The organism is Enterobacter sp. Y17 (assembly GCF_019730495.1).
GTDB classification, from domain to species: Bacteria; Pseudomonadota; Gammaproteobacteria; order Enterobacterales; family Enterobacteriaceae; genus Enterobacter; species Enterobacter asburiae_B.
Window position 1 is genome coordinate 1 of record NZ_JAASKP010000011.1, and the last position, 21,655, is coordinate 21,655.

Consider the following 21,655-nt stretch of genomic DNA (forward strand, 5'->3'; position numbering starts at 1 on the left):
TTGGAGCGGGAAACGAGACTCGAACTCGCGACCCCGACCTTGGCAAGGTCGTGCTCTACCAACTGAGCTATTCCCGCAAATCTGCACTGCTTTTGTTGCTGTCGTAACGTGTAATTCTCTGTCGTTACGGGAGGCGCATTATACGAGAAATCCTTTTAGCTGCAACCCCCCTTAAAGCGATTTTTTCGAAATTAAGTTCAAATGCTTAATTAATCGGCAAGCTGAACAATTTAACGACAAAAACCCGGCCACGCAAGGCGCCGGATCGCAAAATCACAGCTTAATAAAGTTTTCGCGGTAGTAGGAAAGCTCCGCCACGGACTCACGGATATCGTCCATCGCCTGGTGAGTCCCCTGCTTTTTAAAGCCGTCGAGGATTTCAGGCTTCCAGCGACGCGCCAGCTCTTTCAGAGTGCTGACATCCAGATAGCGGTAGTGGAAATATGACTCCAGCTCCGGCATGTACTTAAACAGGAAACGGCGATCCTGGCCGATACTATTCCCACAGATAGGCGATTTGCCTGCCGGAACCCACTGTTTCAGGAACTCAAGCGTCGCCAGCTCCGCCTCGCGATCGCCGAACGTGCTCGCCTTCACGCGCTCTACCAGGCCACTGCCGGTGTGGGTGCGCACGTTCCATTCATCCATCAAAGCCAGCTGGTCGTCGGACTGATGCACCGCAATCGTTGGCCCTTCAGCCAGGATATTCAGGTTAGCGTCCGTCACCAGCGTTGCAATTTCAATGATGCGATCGCGCTCGGGATCCAGCCCGGTCATTTCGAGATCGATCCAAATCAGGTTGTTTTCATCCGCGCTCATGTTATTTTCCACCCTTCTCGCATAACCGGCAGTAGCAGGTTAACTAGTATTAATTAGAGTGTATCATAGAGGTTTTGCCCCTTACGGGCGACCAGGAGCCAGCGCGATTGAGTAAAAATAAACTCTCCAAAGGGCAGCAGCGCCGCGTAAACGCCAACCACCAGCGCCGTCTTAAAACCACTTCGGAGAAGCCGGATTATGACGACAACCTGTTTGGTGAAGCGACAGAAGGCGTAGTTATCAGCCGTTTCGGTATGCATGCCGATGTCGAATCCGCCGACGGGGATATCCACCGTTGCAATATCCGTCGCACCATCCGTTCACTGGTTACCGGCGATCGCGTGGTCTGGCGACCGGGTAAAGAGGCGGCGGAAGGCGTTACGGTAAAAGGTATCGTTGAAGCGGTTCATGAGCGCACGTCCGTGTTAACCCGTCCCGATTTCTACGACGGGGTCAAACCCATTGCCGCCAACATTAACCAGATTGTTATCGTATCGGCGATTTTGCCCGAACTTTCGCTCAACATTATCGACCGATACCTCGTCGCCTGCGAAACGCTGCAGGTTGAACCGATTATCGTGTTGAACAAAATCGATCTGCTGGATGACGACGGTATGGCCTTCGTGAATGAGCAGATGGATATCTACCGCAAGATTGGTTACCGCGTGCTGATGGTCTCCAGCCACACCAAAGATGGCCTTAAACCGCTGGAAGAGGCGCTGACCGACCGCATCAGCATCTTTGCGGGCCAGTCCGGCGTAGGTAAATCGAGCCTGCTGAACAACCTGCTCGGCCTCCAGCAAGAGATCCTGACCAACGATGTGTCCAACGTCTCTGGCCTGGGCCAGCACACCACCACCGCCTCGCGTCTGTATCATTTCCCGCACGGCGGCGACGTGATCGACTCCCCGGGGGTGCGTGAGTTCGGTTTGTGGCACCTTGAGCCGGAACAAATCTTTAACGGATTTGTCGAATTCCATGATTATTTAGGCGCCTGTAAATACCGCGACTGTAAGCACGATAACGACCCAGGCTGCGCTATTCGTGAAGCGGTTGAGAAAGGTGAGATCGCGGAAACCCGCTTCGAGAATTACCACCGCATTCTTGAGAGCATGGAAGACGTAAAAACGCGTAAAAACTTTTCTGATTCTGATAACTGACAACTAAGCTAAGCATCGCTAAAATCGTCCCCTTTTTTCAGGTTCCGGCGGCTTAACGCCGGATCAGGAACGACAAAACAATGGCCTGGAGGCTACCTTGTTAAACGCATTTAAACTTTCGCTTCAATACATTCTGCCAAAACTGTGGCTCACTCGCCTGGCGGGCTGGGGCGCAAGCAAACGCGCGGGCTGGCTGACCAAACTGGTCATCGACCTTTTCGTAAAATATTACAAGGTCGATATGAAAGAGGCGCAGAAGCCGGATACCGCCAGCTACCGCACCTTCAACGAGTTCTTCGTACGCCCGCTGCGTGACGAAGTGCGCCCGCTGAACACCGACCCTAACGTCCTGGTGATGCCGGCAGACGGCGTGATCAGCCAGTTGGGTGATATCGAAGACGACAAAATCCTGCAGGCGAAGGGCCATAACTACAGTCTGGAAGCGCTGCTGGCGGGTAACTACCTGATGGCGGACCTGTTCCGTAACGGTACCTTTGCCACCACCTATCTTTCACCGCGCGACTACCATCGCGTGCACATGCCGTGTAACGGTATCCTGCGTGAAATGATTTACGTCCCGGGCGACCTGTTCTCCGTAAACCACCTGACCGCGCAGAACGTGCCGAACCTGTTTGCCCGCAACGAGCGCGTCATCTGTCTGTTCGATACTGAATTTGGCCCTATGGCGCAGATTCTGGTGGGTGCGACCATCGTAGGCAGCATCGAAACCGTCTGGGCGGGCACCATCACCCCACCGCGCGAAGGCGTGATCAAACGCTGGACCTGGCCTGCCGGTGAAGCAGAAGGCTCGGTGGCCCTGCTGAAAGGTCAGGAGATGGGTCGCTTCAAGCTGGGCTCTACCGTAATCAACCTGTTTGCGCCGGGCAAAGTGAAGCTGGCTGAACAGCTCGAAAGCCTGTCGGTCACCAAACTGGGCCAGCCGCTGGCGGTCTCTACCGAAACCTTCGTTACGCCGGATGCAGAACCAGCGCCGCTACCGCAGGAAGAGATCAACGCCGAGCACGACGCCAGCCCGCTGGTTGACGACAAAAAAGACGAAGGCTAACAACAGAAGGATCGCTGACGTGCGCCCGATTATCGTTCTACTGATGGCCTGGTGCCTCAGCATGGGGGCGTACGCAGCGACAGCCCCCGACGCCAAACAGATAACCCAGGAACTGGAGCAGGCAAAAGCGGCTAAACCCGCTCAGCCAGAGACCGTCGAGTCGCTCCAGGCTGCCCTGAACGCGCTTGAGGAGCGAAAAGGCTCTCTTGAGCGCGCTCAGCAGTATCAGCAGGTTATCGACAATTTCCCCAAACTCTCGCAGACGCTGCGCGCGCAGCTCAATAATTTGCGTGACGAACCGCGCGATGTGCCAGCAGGCATGACCTCCGACGCCCTGAACCAAGAGATCCTGCAGGTCAGCAGCCAGCTTCTGGAAAAGAGCCGCCTTGCCCAGCAGGAGCAGGAGCGAGCGCGTGAAATTGCCGACTCCCTCAGCCAGCTTCCGCAGCAGCAAACCGATGCCCGCCGCCAGCTTAATGAAGTTGAGCGTCGCGTGGGTACGCAAAGCGGCAATACGCCACAGGCTCAGGCTCAAAATCTGGGCCTGCAGGCAGAATCTGCTCGCCTGAAGGCCCTTGTCGATGAGCTGGAGCTGGCGCAGCTTTCCGCCAATAACCGCCAGGAGCTGTCGCGGATGCGCTCTGAACTCGCTCAGAAGCAGAGCGAGCAGCTGGATGCGTATCTCCAGGCCCTGCGCAATCAGCTTAACAGCCAGCGTCAGCGCGAAGCCGAGCGTGCCCTTGAAAGCACCGAACTGCTGGCGGAAAACAGCGAAAACCTGCCTGCCGGTATCAACGAACAATTCAGGGTCAACCGCGAGCTTTCTGCCGCGCTGAATCAGCAGGCGCAGCGCATGGATCTGGTTGCATCCCAGCAGCGTCAGGCCACCAATCAAACCCTGCAGGTTCGCCAGGCGCTCAACACCCTGCGCGAGCAGTCCCAGTGGCTCGGGTCATCAAACCTGCTGGGCGAAGCGTTGCGCGCCCAGGTCGCGCGCCTGCCTGAAATGCCGAAGCCGCAACAGCTGGATACCGAGATGGCCCAGCTGCGCGTTCAGCGACTGCACTTTGAAGATCTTCTCAATAAACAGCCGCAAATCCGCCAGATCCGTCAGGCTGACGGCCAGCCCCTGACCAGCGAGCAAAACCGCATTCTGGAAGCCCAGCTGCGTACCCAGCGTGAGCTGCTGAACTCCCTGCTCCAGGGCGGGGATACGCTGATTCTGGAGCTGACCAAGCTAAAAGTCTCCAATAGCCAGCTGGAAGATGCGCTGAAAGAGGTGAACGAGGCTACGCACCGTTATCTCTTCTGGACGTCCGACGTGCGTCCGATGACCTTCTCGTGGCCGATTGAGATTGTCCAGGACCTGCGCCGCCTGATTTCGCTGGACACCGTCAGCCAGCTGGGACAGGCCAGCGTGATGATGTTTACCAGCAAAGAGACCATTTTCCCGCTGCTCGGGGCGTTGATTCTGGTGGGCTTCAGCATTTACTCGCGCAGACATTTCACCCGCTTCCTGGAGCGTTCCAGCTCCCGGGTCGGGAAAGTCACCCAGGATCACTTCTGGCTGACGTTGCGCACCGTATTCTGGTCGATTCTTGTCGCCTCTCCGCTGCCGGTGCTGTGGATGACGCTGGGGTATGGCCTGCGGGAAGCCTGGCCCTATCCGCTCGCGGTCGCGATTGGCGATGGCGTCACCGCCACGGTGCCGCTGCTGTGGGTGGTCATGATTTGCGCCACCTTCGCGCGCCCCAATGGCCTGTTTATCACCCACTTTGGCTGGCCGCGTAATCGCGTTGCGCGCGCCATGCGTTACTACCTGATGAGCATCGGGCTGATTGTGCCGCTGATTATGGCGCTGATCATGTTCGATAATCTCAACGACCGGGAATTCTCAGGCTCGCTGGGCCGCCTCTGCTTTATGCTGATATGCGGGGCGCTGGCCATCGTTACGCTCAGCCTGAAACGCGCGGGTATTCCGCTCTATCTCGATAAATCCGGCAGCGGCGAAAACATGTTCAACCGGCTGCTCTGGAACCTGCTGCTTAGCGCGCCGCTGTTTGCGATGCTGGCAGCAGCGGTAGGCTATCTGGCAACCGCGCAGGCGCTGCTGGCGCGGCTGGAAACCTCGGTGGCCATCTGGTTCCTGCTGCTGGTGGTGTACCACGTGATCCGCCGCTGGATGCTGATCCAGCGCCGCCGTCTGGCCTTTGACCGAGCCAAGCATCGCCGGGCGGAGATCCTCGCCCAGCGCGCGCGGGGTGAGGAAGAGCCAAACCACGTCAACAGTACGGAAGGCACAACGGAAGCGGACGAAGTCGAACTGGATCTGGATGCCATCAGTACCCAGTCCCTGCGCCTGGTTCGTTCCATCCTGATGCTGATTGCCCTCCTGTCGGTGATCTTCCTCTGGTCAGAGATCCACTCCGCGTTTGGCTTCCTGGAGAACATCTCGCTCTGGGACGTGACGTCTACGGTGCAGGGTGTTGAAAGCCTGGAGCCGATTACCTTAGGGGCGGTGCTGATTGCCATTCTGGTGCTGATCATCACCACGCAGCTGGTACGCAACTTCCCGGCGCTGCTGGAGCTTGCGCTGCTGCAGCATCTGGATTTAACGCCGGGTACAGGCTATGCGATTACGACCATTACCAAATATCTGATCATGCTGTTTGGCGGGCTGGTTGGCTTCTCGATGATCGGTATTGAGTGGTCGAAGCTGCAGTGGCTGGTGGCGGCCCTTGGTGTAGGGTTAGGTTTTGGTTTACAGGAGATCTTCGCCAACTTCATCTCTGGCCTGATCATTCTGTTCGAAAAACCGATCCGTATTGGCGATACCGTAACGATCCGCGATTTGACCGGCAGCATCACGAAGATCAACACCCGCGCGACGACGATCAGCGACTGGGATCGCAAAGAGATCATCGTGCCAAACAAGGCGTTTATTACCGAGCAGTTCATCAACTGGTCGCTGTCAGACTCCGTTACCCGCGTGGTGCTGACGGTACCGGCGCCGTCGGACGCCAACAGCGAAGAGGTCACCCAGATCCTCTACACTGCCGCTGAGCGCTGTTCGCTGGTAATCGACAACCCGGCGCCGGAAGTATTCCTTGTGGATTTACAGCAGGGGATCCAGATTTTCGAGCTGCGCATCTACGCCGCCGAAATGGGACACCGTATGCCGCTGCGCCATGAGATCCACCAGCTGATTCTGGCGGGCTTCCGCGAGCACGGTATTGATATGCCGTTCCCACCGTTCCAGATGCGTCTCGAAAGCCTGGACGGGCGTAAAACGGGAAGAACGCTGACGTCAGCGGCGCGTACGCGCCCGGCGGGAAGTTTGTAAGGTAAGCGGGGCAACCCTCTCCCGCGGGAGAGGGTAAACTGCCGTCAGGCGCGATCTACGGTAAACGCAATCACATCGCCAAGCTGCTCTGCGCCCAGGGCCAGCATCACCAGACGGTCAACACCCAGCGCCACGCCGGAGCAATCCGGCAGACCTGCTTTTAATGCTTCAAGCAAATTCACATCAATAGGCTGCTGCGGCAGACCGCGCGCGGCGCGCTTGCGGTTATCCTGCTCGAAGCGCTGCTGCTGCTCGCGGGCATCCGTCAGTTCGTGGAAGCCGTTCGCCAGCTCGATGCCTTTGTAATAGACCTCAAAACGCTCTGCGACACGATGATCTTCGGTACTGATCTGCGCCAGCGACGCCTGGCTTGCCGGGAAGTGATAGACAAAGGTCGGACGGTCTTTGCCAATCTGCGGTTCAACGCCAAAAGTGAACAGCAGCTGCAGCAGCGTGTCGCGATCCTCTTCGGTATCCGCCACGTTGCTCAGATCCAGTTTTGCTGCCACTTCGCGCAGCTGGGTTTTGTCCGCCGACAGCGGATCGATTTCCAGATGGCGCTGGAAAGCCTGCTGATAGGAGAGCGTTTCGGCTTCCGAGCAGTCCAGCACCTGCTGGAGCAGATCGTCCACCTCATTCATCAGGCGGTACATATCATAATGCGGGCGGTACCACTCCAGCATGGTGAATTCCGGGTTGTGGTGACGCCCCATCTCTTCATTACGGAAGCTGCGGCACAGCTGATACACCGGGCCACATCCCGCCGCCAGCAGGCGTTTCATGTGGTATTCCGGGCTGGTCATCAGATACAAATTCATGCCCTGAGAGTGGCCGGGGCCAACAAAACGGGTTTCAAACGGCACCAGATGAATATCCGTTACCGTTGCCTGACTCATGCACGGCGTTTCCACCTCCAGGACTCCGCGGTCGGCAAAGAAACGGCGGATCTCCGCCATAATTGCAGCGCGTTTTAACAGATTAGGGATGGATGCGCTCGGCTGCCAGGTGGCCGTTTCGCTCATGAGTTGTTCTCCGATTTCAGACAAGGGCACGAAGTCTACTCGTTAGCAGGGGCAGAGACAAATTTTGCGCAGTAAAAAAGGGCATTTCATTTAGGTGAACTTTTTCGTGACGTATTTCATCAATCTTCATAATAAATCGCCGTACAGAACAGCAAAAAAATCGAACACGTCAAATTTCCCTGACATCTACACGGTTATACTGTTTTACCCATAAAGGAGCAGTGGAAACGCTTTCGCAATCGTCCTTTTGGACGGGTGAACTACCTTTAGTTTGTCGCGTTGCGAAATAACAAAAATCTGGAGGAATGTCGTGCAAACTTTTCAAGCCGATCTTGCCGTAATAGGCGCTGGCGGGGCTGGATTACGTGCTGCGATTGCTGCAGCACAAGCTAATCCCAACGCTAAAATCGCATTGATTTCAAAAGTCTATCCAATGCGTAGTCACACAGTGGCAGCAGAAGGAGGGTCCGCCGCCGTTGCGCAGGATCATGACAGCTTTGAATACCATTTCCACGACACGGTTGCAGGGGGCGACTGGCTTTGCGAGCAGGATGTCGTTGACTACTTTGTGCATCATTGTCCCACGGAAATGACCCAGCTTGAGCAGTGGGGATGTCCGTGGAGCCGCCGCCCGGACGGCAGCGTCAACGTTCGCCGCTTTGGCGGTATGAAGATTGAACGCACCTGGTTCGCCGCCGATAAAACCGGCTTCCACATGCTGCACACCCTGTTCCAGACCTCCCTTCAGTTCCCACAAATTCAGCGCTTCGATGAACACTTCGTCCTCGACATTCTGGTTGATGACGGACAGGCGCGTGGCCTGGTGGCGATGAACATGATGGAAGGCACGCTTGTCCAGATCCGCGCCAACGCGGTAGTGATGGCAACGGGCGGTGCGGGTCGCGTTTATCGTTATAACACCAACGGCGGCATCGTCACCGGTGACGGCATGGGCATGGCGCTCGGTCACGGCGTACCGCTGCGCGATATGGAGTTCGTGCAGTATCACCCAACCGGTCTGCCGGGCTCCGGCATTTTGATGACGGAAGGCTGCCGCGGTGAAGGCGGTATTCTGGTCAATAAAAACGGCTACCGCTATCTGCAGGATTACGGCATGGGCCCGGAAACCCCGCTCGGCGAGCCGAAGAACAAATACATGGAACTCGGCCCGCGCGACAAAGTCTCTCAGGCCTTCTGGCACGAGTGGCGCAAAGGCAACACCATCTCCACGCCGCGCGGCGATGTGGTCTATCTCGACCTGCGTCACCTTGGCGAGAAGAAACTGCTGGAACGTCTGCCGTTCATCTGCGAGCTGGCGAAAGCTTACGTCGGCGTCGACCCGGTGAAAGAGCCGATTCCGGTGCGTCCTACCGCGCACTACACCATGGGCGGGATCGAAACCGACCAGCAGTGCGAAACCCGTATTAAAGGCCTGTTCGCCGTCGGCGAGTGTTCCTCCGTGGGTCTGCACGGCGCCAACCGTCTCGGGTCTAACTCGCTGGCAGAGCTGGTCGTCTTTGGCCGCATGGCGGGCGAGCGCGCGATGGAGCGGGCAGCTACCGCAGGTGAAGCCAACGGTGCCGCGCTGGATGCGCAGGTCGCAGACGTTGAAAAACGCCTGAAAGATCTGGTGAACCAGGAGGGGAACGAGAACTGGTCTAAGATCCGCGACGAGATGGGCCTGTCGATGGAAGAAGGCTGCGGTATTTACCGTACGCCAGAGCTGATGCAAAAAACCGTCGATAAGCTGGCGGAACTGCAGGAGCGCTTCAAGCGCGTACGCATCACCGATACCTCCAGCGTATTCAACACCGACCTGCTCTACACCATTGAGCTGGGCCACGGTCTGAACGTCGCGGAATGTATGGCGCACTCTGCGCTGGCGCGTAAAGAGTCGCGTGGGGCCCACCAGCGTCTGGACGAAGGCTGTACCGAACGTGACGACGTCAATTTCCTGAAACACACTCTCGCCTGGCGCGATGCAGATGGCACCACACGTCTGGACTACAGCGACGTGAAAATCACCACGCTGCCGCCGGCTAAACGCGTGTACGGTGCAGAAGCAGAAGCCGCCGAGAAGAAGGAGAAGGCGAATGGCTGAGATGCAAAAAATGAAGGTTGAAGTGGTGCGCTACAATCCGGAAGTGGACGCCGCACCGCACAGCGCTTTCTATGAAGTCCCTTATGACGAGCAAACATCCCTGCTGGATGCGCTCGGCTATATCAAAGATAACCTGGCGCCAGACCTGAGCTACCGCTGGTCCTGCCGCATGGCAATCTGCGGCTCCTGCGGCATGATGGTCAACAAGGTGCCGAAGCTGGCCTGTAAGACTTTCCTGCGCGAGTACACCAAAGGCATTAAGGTCGAAGCGCTGGGCAATTTCCCGATTGAACGCGATCTGGTGGTCGATATGACCCACTTTATCGAAAGCCTGGAAGCCATTAAGCCGTACATCATCGGTAATCCGCGCTCGCCGGATCAGGGGCCAAATACCCAGACGCCGGCTCAGATGGCGAAATATCATCAGTTCTCCGGCTGCATCAACTGCGGCCTGTGCTACGCAGCCTGTCCACAGTTTGGCCTGAACAAGGAGTTCATCGGCCCGGCCGCCATTACCCTGGCACACCGCTATAACGAAGACAGCCGCGACCACGGCAAAAAAGAACGTATGGCGCAGCTTAACAGCCAGAACGGCGTCTGGAGCTGTACCTTTGTGGGTTACTGCTCCGAAGTGTGTCCGAAGCACGTCGACCCGGCCGCCGCAATTCAGCAGGGTAAAGTAGAAAGCTCGAAAGACTTTCTTATCGCTACCCTGAAACCACGCTAAGGAGTGCATGATGACGACTAAACGCAAAGCCTATGTGCGGCCTGTGCCGTCCACCTGGTGGAAAAACCTGCCGTTTTATCGCTTCTATATGCTGCGTGAAGGCACGGCGGTACCGGCGGTCTGGTTCAGCCTTGAGCTGATGTACGGCGTTTTTGCCCTCAAGCATGGCCCGGAAGCCTGGGCCAGCTTTGTCGGTTTCCTGCAAAACCCGATCATTGTTGTTCTGAACCTGATCGTGCTCGCGGCCGCGCTGCTTCATACCAAAACCTGGTTTGAGCTGGCGCCAAAAGCCGCGAACATCATCATAAAAGACGAGAAAATGGGGCCAGAGCCGGTGATTAAAGGGCTCTGGGCAGTGACGATTCTGGTCACTGTGGTCATTCTGTTTGTCGCACTGTTCTGGTAAGGAGACACCTGTGATCAATCCAAATCCAAAACGTTCTGACGAGCCGGTCTTCTGGGGCCTGTTTGGCGCAGGCGGCATGTGGAGTGCCATCATCGCCCCCGTCATCATTCTGCTGGTCGGCATTATGCTGCCGCTGGGGCTGTTCCCGGGCGATGCGCTGAGCTACGAGCGCGTACTGGCGTTCGCGAGCAGCTTTATCGGCCGCGTGTTCATCTTCCTGATGATCGTCCTGCCGCTGTGGTGTGGCCTGCACCGTATTCACCATGCGATGCATGATCTGAAAATCCATGTACCGAGCGGTAAATGGGTGTTCTACGGTCTGGCGACCATCCTGACCGTGGTGACGCTGATTGCCGTGGTCACCATCTAACGCTTCTGGCCCGCCATCCGGCGGGCCTTTTATTTCTGCATCTTCCCCACCAGCCACTGGGCAAACTCGCGCATTGCGGGCGTTTCTGTCCGTGACTGTAGTCTTGTCAGCCAGTAGCTGCCGAGGTCAATCTGCGTTGCAAACGGCTGCACGATGCGTTCGCTGCTGAGTAAATGGGTAAACATGTCGACAGGCGCAATGGCAATCCCTGTGCCTGCCTGCGCGGCTTCCAGCATGGTCACGGACGAATCAAACACCATCACCCGGTGCGTCGGTGAGGGAGGATGCTCACCCGCGGCCTGCATCCACGCCGCCCACTCGTCGCGCCGGTAGGAGCGCAGCAGGGTAAACTTCAGGATATCTGCCGGGCTTTTTAGACAGGAGGCAATGTCAGGCGTACAGAGCGGAGACAGCGGCGCAGGGCAAAGGAATTCAGCATCGGTTCCATGCCACGCGCCGCCACCGTAGCGAATAGTGTAATCAAGCCCTTCGGCCGCCGGATCGACGCGATTGTTATGGGTGGAAAGCTGAAGATCAATATGCGGATAGCAGCGGCGAAAGTCCGCAAGCAGCGAGAATAAAACACCCGTGGCAAAAGTCCCTACCACACCTATTTTAAGCTTCTCCTGAGCGCGCTGGCTGGCAAAACGATCCAGCATTCCGGCGATGCGATCGAACGAGTCATTCAGCACCGGCAGCAAATTCTCGCCTTCGGTGGTCAGCATCAGCCCTCGCGAAACGCGGACAAACAGCTGGCAATTAAGGTGCTGCTCCAGCGCCTTGACGTGCTGGCTAATCGCGGAATGGGTGACGTTCAGCTCGATAGCGGCATGCGTAAAACTGAGATGCCTGGCGGCTGCTTCAAACGCCCGAAGGGAATTAAGAGGGAGATAGCTGCGCGTCATGGTCTCGTCCGTTAGAAAAATTAACAGCTAATGCTAAATTTAACCGTTTGTCAGCCATAGTCAAATCCAACAGACTACAGCGGTCTGACGGGCCCGGACACTCCCTTGAACTGCTATTACGGAAGATAACTGATGATGACTAAATCCCTTTGCTGCGCCCTGCTGCTCAGCACCTCCTGCTCGGTATTGGCTGCACCGATGTCAGAAAAACAGCTGGCTGAGGTGGTGGAACGTACCGTTACGCCGCTGATGAAAGCGCAGGCCATTCCGGGTATGGCGGTGGCGGTGATTTATCAGGGTCAGCCGCACTACTTTACCTTCGGTAAAGCCGATGTTGCGGCGAACAAACCTGTCACCCCACAAACCTTATTCGAGCTGGGTTCTATAAGTAAAACCTTCACCGGCGTACTCGGCGGCGATGCCATTGCTCGCGGTGAAATATCGCTGGGCGATCCGGTGACAAAATACTGGCCTGAGCTGACAGGCAAGCAGTGGCAGGGGATCCGCATGCTGGATCTGGCAACCTATACCGCAGGTGGTTTGCCGTTACAGGTACCGGATGAGGTCACGGATAACGCCTCTCTGCTGCGCTTTTATCAAAACTGGCAGCCGCAGTGGAAGCCGGGCACCACGCGTCTTTATGCCAACGCCAGCATCGGTCTTTTTGGCGCGCTGGCGGTCAAACCTTCCGGCATGAGCTATGAGCAGGCCATAACGATGCGGGTCTTTAAGCCGCTCAAGCTGGACCATACATGGATTAACGTTCCGAAAGCGGAAGAGGCGCATTACGCCTGGGGATACCGCGACGGTAAGGCGGTACACGTTTCGCCAGGAATGCTGGACGCTGAAGCCTATGGCGTAAAAACCAACGTGAAGGATATGGCAAGCTGGGTGATGGTCAACATGAAGCCGGACTCGCTTGAGGATAGTTCACTCAGGAAAGGCCTTACCCTGGCGCAGTCTCGCTACTGGCGCGTGGGTGCCATGTATCAGGGGTTGGGCTGGGAAATGCTTAACTGGCCGGTCGATGCAAAAACCGTGGTTGAAGGTAGCGACAATAAGGTGGCGCTGGCACCGCTGCCTGCGAGAGAAGTGAATCCACCGGCGCCCCCGGTCAATGCGTCATGGGTCCATAAAACAGGCTCTACCGGTGGGTTTGGCAGCTACGTGGCATTTATTCCTGAAAAGCAGCTCGGCATTGTGATGCTGGCGAATAAAAGCTATCCGAACCCGGCACGCGTTGAGGCGGCATACCGTATCCTCGACGCGCTGCAGTAAAACATTGCCGGGTGGCGCTAACGCTTACCCGGCCTACAAAATCCACGGGGTGACCACCCGGCGAAACACACCGCACAAAAACCACATTTTCCTTGCCGTCATCTACACTTAACAAAAAACAGTAAGGAAACTCCTATGCGCATTCTGCCTGTTATCGCCGCGGTGACAGCCGCGTTTTTAGTGGTTGCCTGCAGTTCCCCTACCCCACCTCCAGGCGTTACCGTCGTCTCGCCTTTTGATGCACAACGCTTCCTTGGAACATGGTATGAAATCGCGCGCCTCGACCATCGGTTTGAGCAGGGCTTAGAGAAGGTCACTGCGAATTACAGCCCGATGGATGATGGCGGTATTCAGGTGATCAACCGGGGCTATAATCCCGATCGGGAGATGTGGCAGCAGTCGATTGGGAAAGCGTACTTCACGGGCGACCCGCGACGGGCCGCGCTCAAAGTCTCTTTCTTCGGCCCGTTTTATGGCGGCTATAACGTGATCGCGCTCGACAGAGAGTACCGTCACGCGCTGGTCTGCGGGCCGGATCGCGACTATTTGTGGATACTTTCCCGCACGCCAACTATTTCGTCAGAAATGAAACAGCAGATGCTGGACGTCGCGACCCGACAAGGGTTTGATGTGTCAAAGCTCATCTGGGTAAAACAGCCCCATTAATGGGTGCTGAGCTTCAGCCCAACGATGCCGGCCACAATCAAGGCGAGGCTGGCGATACGCGCCAGACTCGCTGACTCTCCCAGCAGCAGAATGCCGGTGATGGCGGCCCCCACCGCACCAATGCCCGTCCAGACGGCATAAGCCGTTCCCACAGGCAGCGAGCGCATCGCCCAGGATAACAGGACAATACTCACGATCATTGCGGTGACGGTTATGACGCTGGGCGTCAGGCGGGTAAATCCGTGGGTGTACTTGAGACCAATTGCCCATACCACTTCGAGCAGGCCAGCAATAAAAAGAATGATCCAGGACATTTCAGGCTCCTTAACTTAATTCAAGTTGGGGCCGTCCCCGGTGAAAGAAACGCTTACGGGTCGTCCCGTAAGGCAGAGATTACGCCCCATATTGTGGTTAGCGTGCTATTTTTTTTCAATCATTTTTTGCTGAACACGTTAAGGCAAGAAATAGCCGCAGTATGGCGCGTAGTTCCGGCATTTAGCACTCATCCGACTTCTCTATGATGATGTGCTTTCTGATGGCAGGAAGCCAAACCACTAGCCGACTGCGAATAAAATATGTTCAAAATTCTTTTGATTGACCGTTGTCACTTCACCCGCACGGGGTTTGAAGCATGGCTCAATCATTCCGGTTTGTTCCCAGGACACTACGTTGTGACCGGACTAAATAATCTGTTCCTTGCCAGGGAGCACATTCTGCAATGGAAACCCACGCTGGTCATCGCCGACCTGTACGGCTTCAGGCAGGATATTCATCATTTTCAGCAGCTCTCGTCCTTGCTTAACGCCAGTGAACGATTACCGTTTATTATGCTGCAATCGGGAGAGGACCGCGGCATGACCGACTGGCTCGGACAGTTCCCGGTGTGGTCGTCGCTGTTGAAAAACGCCAGTCTCGGAGAAGTGGCAACGACTATCAACGACGCATTAAACTCGCGCGCCAGCGCTGAAAGGCCAACGGCAGCCGCCCCCTTGCTGACCCGGCAGGAAGAGAAAGTGCTGACATTGTGGATGGACGGGGCAAGCAATCAAAAAATTGCCGCTCACCTGAGTATCAATGGAAAAACGGTCTATACCTACAAACGCAATATCCGCATGAAATTGCATATGGATACGCGTTTTTCTCCGTTTTTATCCCTGCAGGAATCAGAAAGCTGACGGTACGAAACCCGCTGGTCTCGTACCGTATGTTAATTACTGCTGAGCTTTAGTTGCCGCACCAGAGATTGCGCTACCACCTTCAGAAATATCCTGACCGACGCCACGCGTGGTATTACAGGCCGTTAACACTGAAGAAAGTACCAGGACTGAAAAGATCGCTGCAATTGTCTTCTTAACCATAATATCTTCCTTTTATAGCCAAAGTTGTTTTGTGTATAGCAACTTAAGAATAGACAAGATCCCGCCGGTTGACGGAAAAGGAAGCATTTTTTAGGAAAATTAGACGAACTTAGCTGGCGGCGTGAGAAATGATATGACCGAGATCCTGGATATCTTGTCCCATTCCACGGGTGGTGTTACAGCCGGAAAGCAATGCACTGGAAAGCGCTAACAGAAGCAGAATTTTAACGGTACGTTTCATCATCCCTGCCTGCAAAAATCAGGCGCAGCGGGCGCTGCGCCTTCAATCGTGACGTAAATTACTTCACGCGGGATACGTATTCGCCGGAGCGGGTATCCACTTTGATCACTTCGCCAGTCTGTACGAACAGTGGAACTTTAACCACTGCGCCGGTAGACAGTTTGGCTGGTTTACCGCCGGTACCTGCGGTATCACCTTTCAGACCTGGATCGGTTTCAACGATTTCCAGTTCTACGAAGTTTGGTGGGGTCACAGCGATAGGCTGGCCGTTCCACAGGGTCACGATGCACTCAGCCTGATCCAGCAGCCATTTAGCGCTATCACCTACCGCTTTCTCATCAGCAGACAGCTGTTCGAAAGTGGAGTTGTTCATGAAATGATAGAACTCACCGTCGTTGTACAGATAGGTCAGGTTCATATCAACAACATCAGCGCCTTCAGCGGAGTCAGTAGACTTGAAGGTTTTCTCAACACGGGTACCGGTCAGCAGACGGCGCAGCTTAACGCGTGCGAATGCCTGGCCTTTACCTGGTTTAACGAATTCGCTGGCTTCAACCGCGTACGGTTCGCCGTCCATCATGATTTTAAGACCAGCACGAAAATCGTTGCTATAGTACGTTGCCATAAGGCCCTCTAAATTTGTTAACTGGTAGCTAAGCCACAAAATGGCGCATATTGTAACCCTAAACACCCCGTCCAGAGAAGATTGGTTATCGCAACTTGCCGATGTAATCACCAGTCCTGATGAATTGCTGCGTCTTTTAGACCTCGATCAGCACCCAGAGTTGCTTGCAGGCCGCGAGGCAAAGCGTCTTTTCGCCCTGCGCGTTCCCCGTGCGTTTGTGGCGCGAATGGAGAAAGGCAACCCCGACGATCCACTTTTAAAACAAACGCTTACTTCGCAGGATGAGTTTGTCACCGCACCGGGATACAGCACCGATCCGCTGGAAGAGCAGAACAGCGTGGTGCCGGGTTTACTGCACAAGTATCTCAACCGCGCCCTGCTGCTGGTAAAAGGCGGTTGCGCGGTAAATTGTCGTTATTGCTTCCGTCGGCACTTCCCGTATGCCGAAAACCAGGGCAATAAACGCAACTGGCAGGTCGCGCTGGACTATATCGCCGCCCATCCGGAGCTGGATGAGATTATTTTTTCCGGCGGTGACCCGCTGATGGCAAAAGATCATGAGCTGGACTGGCTGTTGACTCAGCTTGAAGCCATCCCGCACGTTAAGCGCCTGCGTATTCACAGCCGTTTACCGATTGTCATTCCGGCACGTGTCACTGACGGACTGGTGTCACGCCTGGAGCAGTCAAGATTGCAGGTGCTGCTGGTGAACCATATTAACCACGCGAATGAAATTGACGATGACTTTCGCGCGGCGATGGCGCGTCTGCGTAAAGCGGGCGTGACGCTGCTGAACCAGAGCGTGCTGCTGCGCGGCGTCAATGACAGCGCCCGCGTGCTGGCCGACCTGAGCAATGCCCTGTTTGATGCGGGCGTGATGCCCTATTACCTGCACGTGCTGGATCGCGTTCAGGGCGCGGCCCATTTCATGGTGACGGATGAAGAAGCCCGGCAGATTATGCGCGAACTGTTAACGCTGGTTTCAGGCTATATGGTGCCGAAGCTGGCACGCGAGATTGGCGGAGAGCCGAGCAAGACGCCGCTGGATCTGCAGCTGCGGCAGCGCTAGTTTCCCCGCACCCTAACCCTCTCCCACAGGGAGAGGGAAAAAGGCAATCAGTTCGGGCACTTGTAGACCTGGCCGTTCATCTGGCTGGCGGTCGGCACGAAGCTGGACAGCATACTCTGCGTTGGGCTGCTCACGCCGTAAATCACGTTACCGCCCATTGCCGCAGCCTGGTTACGCAGGGCATTCGCCGCACCGCGCATCGAGCCACCTTCTTCGCCATGCTGACCTGACATCCAGTTACTTTGCTCACCGGTTGCCGTGCCTAACAGCTGGCATTCACTGCCAGGCTTATCTTCCACAAAGCGAACGCCCTGGCCCGCTGCCGACAGCTCATTGCTGGAGCTACAACCCGCCAGCAGCAATGCTGCCCCTACAATCCCTGCACAGACTTTTACGCGCATGTTATTCCTCGTTTTCAATAAGCTGGACAGTAGTTGTCCGTGTGTAAATCTTATACCTAAAAGATGACCAAAAGAAAAACCCCCGAGCATTTCTGCCCGGGGGTTTTTCACATTCTACGACGTAGAACGCACGATTACATCATGCCGCCCATACCGCCCATGCCGCCCATGCCAGCAGCACCTAAGTCTGGTGCATCGCCTTTAGGCATATCGGTGACCATGCACTCGGTGGTGATCATCAGGCCAGCGACAGATGCCGCGTACTGCAGAGCAGAACGGGTCACTTTCGTTGGATCCAGGATACCGAAGTCGATCATGTTGCCGTATTCTTCAGTTGCTGCGTTGTAACCGTAGTTACCTTCGCCCGCTTTCACGTTGTTCGCAACCACAGATGGCTCTTCACCGGCGTTAGAAACGATCTGACGCAGAGGAGCTTCCATTGCGCGCAGCGCAACTTTGATACCCACGTTCTGATCTTCGTTCTGTGCGGTCAGGCCTGCCAGTTTAGCGGCGACACGCACCAGCGCAACACCACCACCAGCAACCACGCCTTCTTCTACCGCAGCACGGGTCGCGTGCAGGGCATCGTCAACGCGTGCTTTTTTCTCTTTCATTTCAACTTCGGTCGCTGCACCGACTTTGATTACCGCAACGCCGCCAGCCAGTTTCGCTACGCGCTCCTGCAGTTTTTCACGGTCGTAATCGGAAGTCGCTTCTTCGATCTGCTTACGGATCTGACCCACGCGGCCCTGAATAGCGGCTTCTTCACCCACGCCATCAATGATGGTGGTGGTGTCTTTGTTGATCACAACGCGTTTCGCCTGGCCCAGGTCTTCCAGGGTCGCTTTTTCCAGCTCCATACCGATCTCTTCAGAGATCACGGTACCGCCGGTCAGGGTAGCGATATCCTGCAGCATCGCTTTACGGCGATCGCCGAAGCCAGGTGCTTTAACCGCAGCCACTTTCACGATGCCGCGCATGGTGTTAACCACCAGGGTCGCCAGCGCTTCGCCTTCAACGTCTTCAGCGATGATCACCAGCGGCTTGCCTGCTTTCGCAACGGCTTCCAGCACTGGCAGCATTTCGCGGATGTTGGAGATTTTCTTGTCAGCCAGCAGGATGAATGGGCTTTCCAGCTCAACAGCGCCAGTCTCTGGCTTGTTGATGAAGTATGGGGACAGGTAACCGCGGTCGAACTGCATACCTTCAACCACGTCCAGCTCGTCTTCCAGACCGGTACCGTCTTCAACGGTGATCACGCCTTCTTTACCGACTTTGTCCATCGCTTCAGCGATCAGTTTACCTACGGTTTCGTCGGAGTTAGCGGAGATAGTACCAACCTGAGCAATGGCTTTAGAGTCAGAGCACGGTACGGACAGCGCTTTCAGCTCTTCAACAGCGGAGGCGACAGCTTTGTCGATACCACGTTTCAGATCCATTGGGTTCATGCCCGCAGCAACGGCTTTCAGACCTTCGGTGATGATTGCCTGCGCCAGTACGGTCGCGGTGGTGGTACCGTCACCAGCAGCGTCGTTCGCTTTAGAGGCAACTTCTTTCACCATCTGCGCGCCCATGTTTTCGAACTTGTCTTCCAGCTCAATTTCACGTGCTACAGAAACACCATCTTTGGTGATGGTTGGCGCGCCGAAGGATTTATCCAGCACTACGTTGCGGCCTTTCGGGCCCAGAGTCACTTTAACTGCATCTGCCAGTACGTTTACGCCGCGGAGCATTTTTACACGAGCGTCGTTACCGAATTTTACGTCTTTAGCTGCCATGTTCTTATTTCCTCAAATTCTCGTGCGTAAATTACGCTTCAACAATTGCCAGAATGTCGCTCTCGGACATGATCAACACTTCTTCATTGTCGATCTTCTCGGATTTCACGCCGTAGCCATCGTTGAAAATTACGATGTCACCAACTTTAACGTCCAGTGGCTGCACAGTTCCGTTTTCCAGGATGCGGCCCTTACCGACAGCGATGATTTCGCCACGCGTTGATTTGGCTGCTGCAGAACCGGTCAGAACGATGCCGCCAGCAGACTTGGTTTCAACTTCTTTACGTTTGACGATCACACGATCATGTAACGGACGAATACTCATTGATAGCTCTCCTTTGAGAAAGTCATTATCAGTTATGGATGACGCCGGCCCGCATGCGGTTTTCCGACTAGTGCCCTGAGAGATGGGGATAGCTTTTTCCCCCTTCAAGGGGGAGTCGAAAAAAAAATTTGCGAAAGTGTTACCATCGCCTCTCTTTTGGTACTGGCAGGGCGATGTGAATGAGTGGACTCAAGCAGGAGCTGGGGCTGGCGCAGGGCGTCGGACTGCTCTCAACCTCCTTGTTAGGTACGGGCGTGTTTGCCGTACCCGCACTGGCGGCGCTGGTGGCTGGAAATAACAGCCTGTGGGCGTGGCCAGCGCTGATTGTATTGGTTTTCCCGATAGCCATTGTGTTTGCCATCCTGGGGCGGCATTTCCCCAGCGCGGGCGGTGTGGCGCACTTTGTCGGACTGGCCTTTGGCCCGCGGCTGCAGCGCGTTACCGGCTGGCTGTTTCTCTCCGTCATTCCGGTTGGCCTTCCTGCGGCGTTGCATATTGCGACCGGCTTTGGTCAGGCGCTGTTTGGCTGGCATAACGAGCAGTTATTGCTGGCCGAGCTGGGTACGCTGGCGATCGTCTGGTGGGTGGGCTCTCGCGGCGCCAGCTCCAGCGCCAACCTGCAGACGCTGGTTGCGGTGCTGATTGTCGCGCTCGTTGTCGCAATCTGGTGGGCGGGCGATATCACAATAAAGGAAATTCCCTTCCCTGCGGTGACAGACGTCGACCATTCCCAGCTTTTCGCCGCGCTCTCCGTCATGTTCTGGTGTTTTGTCGGCCTGGAAGCCTTTGCCCATCTGGCCTCTGAATTTAAGCAGCCTGAACGCGATTTCCCCCGCGCGTTGATGATAGGCCTGCTGCTTGCTGGCACGGTCTATTGGGCGTGTACCGTGCTGGTCTTACACTTCCACGCGTTCGGAGCGGATCTCGCCGCCGCGGCATCGCTGCCGGGTATCGTGGTGGAACTGTTCGGCGTGAAGGCGCTATGGATCGCCTGTGTCATCGGCTATCTCGCCTGTTTTGCCAGCCTCAATATTTATATCCAGAGCTTTGCCCGGCTGGTGTGGTCGCAGGCGCTCGACAAACCTGAGAATCGCCTCGCACGCCTGTCTAAACGCCAGCTTCCGCTGAATGCCCTGAATGCCGTACTGGGCTGCTGCGTGGTGAGCACGCTGTGTATTTACGCACTGAAGATCAATCTGGACGCGCTGATCGTCTACGCCAACGGCATTTTCATCATGATCTACCTGCTGTGCATGCTGGCGGGATGTCGTTTGCTGAAAGGTCGCTATAAAGCTCTGGCGGTCGTCGGGGGTTTGCTTTGCCTGCTGTTGCTGGCGATGGTGGGATGGAAGAGTCTGTACGCGATTGTCATGCTGGCAGGGCTGTGGGTGTTTTTGCCGAAGCGCGGTGCGCTACCGGAAGCCCGGTAGGCGAAGCGCCACCGGGCAACAAAATCACCGATCGTCTTTATGGTCTAAACGGTCGTGCTGTTCATCCTTACGCTGATACTCCCCTTCAAAGGTATCGCCCGGCCCGGTGCTGAATCCGCCCCCCGGCATACGGCTAAAGCGCAGATGCGGCAGCAGCTTCATGGTCAGGTGTTTTTGCACCGGCGGCAGAAGCAGCAGAAGGCCGAGGAAATCAGTGAAGAACCCCGGCAGGATCAGCAGCAGCCCCGCAATAATCAACGACACGCTTTTGATCATCTCTTCCGCTGGGCTTTCCCCTGCGGCCATCTTCTGCTGCATTATCAGGAAATTTTTGAAACCCTGATTACGCACCAGCGACATGCCGATGACGGAGGTGAAAATCACCAGAATCAGCGTCAGCAGGACGCCCAGCACATGGGCAACCTGGATGAAAATGGAAATCTCAATGTAAACATAGAGAAAGAAAGCAATAAACGGTATCCAGCGCACTGGCATCTCCTGTGTGGCAGAGGCCATCGGGCCCCTGTCTGAATGTGTTCGCGACGCGCGTTTGTATGAAATGGTG

Annotated in this window: 23 protein-coding genes and 1 tRNA gene; 12 read left to right on the plus strand and 12 right to left on the minus strand. The window is 55.9% G+C overall.

Annotation, left to right across the window (positions count from 1 at the left end; genetic code table 11):
* Position 1: 1 nt before the first annotated feature.
* Positions 2–77, minus strand: a tRNA-Gly gene (locus tag HCH49_RS21930).
* Positions 78–273: 196 nt separating this feature from the next.
* Positions 274–819: an oligoribonuclease gene (gene orn / locus HCH49_RS21935; protein ID WP_023310130.1), complete on the minus strand. Its 546-nt coding sequence runs from the start codon at positions 817–819 to the stop codon at positions 274–276.
* 107 nt (positions 820–926) lie between these two features.
* Between orn and rsgA the strand changes: the two genes are divergently transcribed.
* From rsgA to mscM, 3 genes are all read left to right on the plus strand, one after another.
* Entirely contained in the window at positions 927–1,979 is a 1,053-nt protein-coding gene (rsgA, locus tag HCH49_RS21940) for a small ribosomal subunit biogenesis GTPase RsgA (RefSeq protein ID WP_023334242.1), read from the plus strand.
* Between the two features lie 97 nt (positions 1,980–2,076).
* Positions 2,077–3,045: an archaetidylserine decarboxylase gene (gene asd / locus HCH49_RS21945; protein ID WP_069303551.1), complete on the plus strand. Its 969-nt coding sequence runs from the start codon at positions 2,077–2,079 to the stop codon at positions 3,043–3,045.
* Positions 3,046–3,064: 19 nt separating this feature from the next.
* A complete protein-coding gene (gene mscM / locus HCH49_RS21950) occupies positions 3,065–6,388 on the plus strand; it encodes a miniconductance mechanosensitive channel MscM (protein WP_039261016.1) in 3,324 nt (1,107 codons plus the stop codon).
* 44 nt (positions 6,389–6,432) lie between these two features.
* On the opposite strand, the gene epmA is transcribed toward mscM, so the two are convergent.
* Positions 6,433–7,410, minus strand: a complete 978-nt coding sequence (epmA, locus tag HCH49_RS21955; RefSeq protein ID WP_024907345.1) for an elongation factor P--(R)-beta-lysine ligase — start codon at positions 7,408–7,410, stop codon at positions 6,433–6,435.
* 310 nt (positions 7,411–7,720) lie between these two features.
* On the opposite strand from epmA, the gene frdA reads away from it, so the two are divergent.
* Genes frdA through frdD form a run of 4 tightly spaced genes read left to right on the plus strand, consistent with a single transcriptional unit; the run spans position 7,721 to position 11,014 of the window.
* Positions 7,721–9,511, plus strand: coding sequence for a fumarate reductase (quinol) flavoprotein subunit (gene frdA / locus HCH49_RS21960; RefSeq protein WP_023310125.1), 1,791 nt, complete (start codon positions 7,721–7,723; stop codon positions 9,509–9,511).
* Positions 9,504–10,238: a succinate dehydrogenase/fumarate reductase iron-sulfur subunit gene (locus HCH49_RS21965; RefSeq protein ID WP_221703340.1), complete on the plus strand. Its 735-nt coding sequence runs from the start codon at positions 9,504–9,506 to the stop codon at positions 10,236–10,238. Before frdA ends, HCH49_RS21965 begins: the two co-directional genes overlap by 8 nt.
* A gap of 10 nt (positions 10,239–10,248) precedes the next feature.
* Complete coding sequence (frdC, locus tag HCH49_RS21970) at positions 10,249–10,644, plus strand: fumarate reductase subunit FrdC (protein ID WP_032662400.1); 396 nt, start codon at positions 10,249–10,251, stop codon at positions 10,642–10,644.
* Between the two features lie 10 nt (positions 10,645–10,654).
* Positions 10,655–11,014 carry a fumarate reductase subunit FrdD gene (gene frdD, locus HCH49_RS21975; protein WP_000609653.1) on the plus strand — a complete coding sequence of 120 codons (360 nt, stop codon included), beginning with the start codon at positions 10,655–10,657 and terminating at the stop codon, positions 11,012–11,014.
* 29 nt (positions 11,015–11,043) lie between these two features.
* On the opposite strand, the gene ampR is transcribed toward frdD, so the two are convergent.
* Positions 11,044–11,919: a LysR family transcriptional regulator AmpR gene (gene ampR, locus HCH49_RS21980; RefSeq protein WP_221703341.1), complete on the minus strand. Its 876-nt coding sequence runs from the start codon at positions 11,917–11,919 to the stop codon at positions 11,044–11,046.
* A gap of 132 nt (positions 11,920–12,051) precedes the next feature.
* Here ampR and blaACT point away from each other — a divergent pair, with 132 nt between their 5' ends.
* Both blaACT and HCH49_RS21990 read left to right on the plus strand, forming a co-directional pair.
* Positions 12,052–13,197, plus strand: coding sequence for an ACT family cephalosporin-hydrolyzing class C beta-lactamase (blaACT, locus tag HCH49_RS21985; RefSeq protein ID WP_221703342.1), 1,146 nt, complete (start codon positions 12,052–12,054; stop codon positions 13,195–13,197).
* A 135-nt stretch (positions 13,198–13,332) separates the two neighbouring features.
* Positions 13,333–13,863: a lipocalin family protein gene (locus HCH49_RS21990; RefSeq protein ID WP_023310119.1), complete on the plus strand. Its 531-nt coding sequence runs from the start codon at positions 13,333–13,335 to the stop codon at positions 13,861–13,863.
* On the opposite strand, the gene sugE is transcribed toward HCH49_RS21990, so the two are convergent.
* Entirely contained in the window at positions 13,860–14,177 is a 318-nt protein-coding gene (gene sugE / locus HCH49_RS21995; RefSeq protein ID WP_008502938.1) for a quaternary ammonium compound efflux SMR transporter SugE, read from the minus strand. The two genes, HCH49_RS21990 and sugE, sit on opposite strands and share 4 nt — an antisense overlap.
* A 261-nt stretch (positions 14,178–14,438) precedes the next feature.
* Here sugE and HCH49_RS22000 point away from each other — a divergent pair, with 261 nt between their 5' ends.
* Complete coding sequence (locus tag HCH49_RS22000; RefSeq protein ID WP_064673118.1) at positions 14,439–15,038, plus strand: helix-turn-helix transcriptional regulator; 600 nt, start codon at positions 14,439–14,441, stop codon at positions 15,036–15,038.
* 36 nt (positions 15,039–15,074) lie between these two features.
* Here the strand turns inward: HCH49_RS22000 and ecnB are convergent, their stop codons facing one another.
* The 3 genes from ecnB to efp form a co-directional block, all read right to left on the minus strand.
* Positions 15,075–15,221, minus strand: a complete 147-nt coding sequence (ecnB, locus tag HCH49_RS22005; protein WP_003025482.1) for a lipoprotein toxin entericidin B — start codon at positions 15,219–15,221, stop codon at positions 15,075–15,077.
* Positions 15,222–15,330: 109 nt separating this feature from the next.
* Entirely contained in the window at positions 15,331–15,462 is a 132-nt protein-coding gene (locus HCH49_RS22010; RefSeq protein ID WP_024907352.1) for an entericidin A/B family lipoprotein, read from the minus strand.
* 58 nt (positions 15,463–15,520) lie between these two features.
* Positions 15,521–16,087 carry an elongation factor P gene (efp, locus tag HCH49_RS22015; protein WP_010427766.1) on the minus strand — a complete coding sequence of 189 codons (567 nt, stop codon included), beginning with the start codon at positions 16,085–16,087 and terminating at the stop codon, positions 15,521–15,523.
* Between the two features lie 40 nt (positions 16,088–16,127).
* Between efp and epmB the strand changes: the two genes are divergently transcribed.
* Positions 16,128–17,156 carry an EF-P beta-lysylation protein EpmB gene (epmB, locus tag HCH49_RS22020; protein ID WP_039261006.1) on the plus strand — a complete coding sequence of 343 codons (1,029 nt, stop codon included), beginning with the start codon at positions 16,128–16,130 and terminating at the stop codon, positions 17,154–17,156.
* A gap of 47 nt (positions 17,157–17,203) precedes the next feature.
* Here the strand turns inward: epmB and HCH49_RS22025 are convergent, their stop codons facing one another.
* The 3 genes from HCH49_RS22025 to HCH49_RS22035 form a co-directional block, all read right to left on the minus strand.
* Positions 17,204–17,557 (minus strand): DUF4156 domain-containing protein, encoded by a 354-nt coding sequence (locus HCH49_RS22025; RefSeq protein ID WP_023310115.1) that lies wholly within the window; start codon positions 17,555–17,557, stop codon positions 17,204–17,206.
* Positions 17,558–17,691: 134 nt separating this feature from the next.
* Entirely contained in the window at positions 17,692–19,335 is a 1,644-nt protein-coding gene (gene groL, locus HCH49_RS22030; RefSeq protein ID WP_014882201.1) for a chaperonin GroEL, read from the minus strand.
* 31 nt (positions 19,336–19,366) lie between these two features.
* Positions 19,367–19,660: a co-chaperone GroES gene (locus HCH49_RS22035; RefSeq protein ID WP_003855929.1), complete on the minus strand. Its 294-nt coding sequence runs from the start codon at positions 19,658–19,660 to the stop codon at positions 19,367–19,369.
* A 179-nt stretch (positions 19,661–19,839) separates the two neighbouring features.
* On the opposite strand from HCH49_RS22035, the gene yjeH reads away from it, so the two are divergent.
* Complete coding sequence (gene yjeH / locus HCH49_RS22040; protein WP_087823482.1) at positions 19,840–21,090, plus strand: L-methionine/branched-chain amino acid transporter; 1,251 nt, start codon at positions 19,840–19,842, stop codon at positions 21,088–21,090.
* Positions 21,091–21,114: 24 nt separating this feature from the next.
* Here the strand turns inward: yjeH and HCH49_RS22045 are convergent, their stop codons facing one another.
* Entirely contained in the window at positions 21,115–21,579 is a 465-nt protein-coding gene (locus tag HCH49_RS22045) for an FxsA family protein (RefSeq protein WP_023616652.1), read from the minus strand.
* Positions 21,580–21,655: the final 76 nt, after the last annotated feature.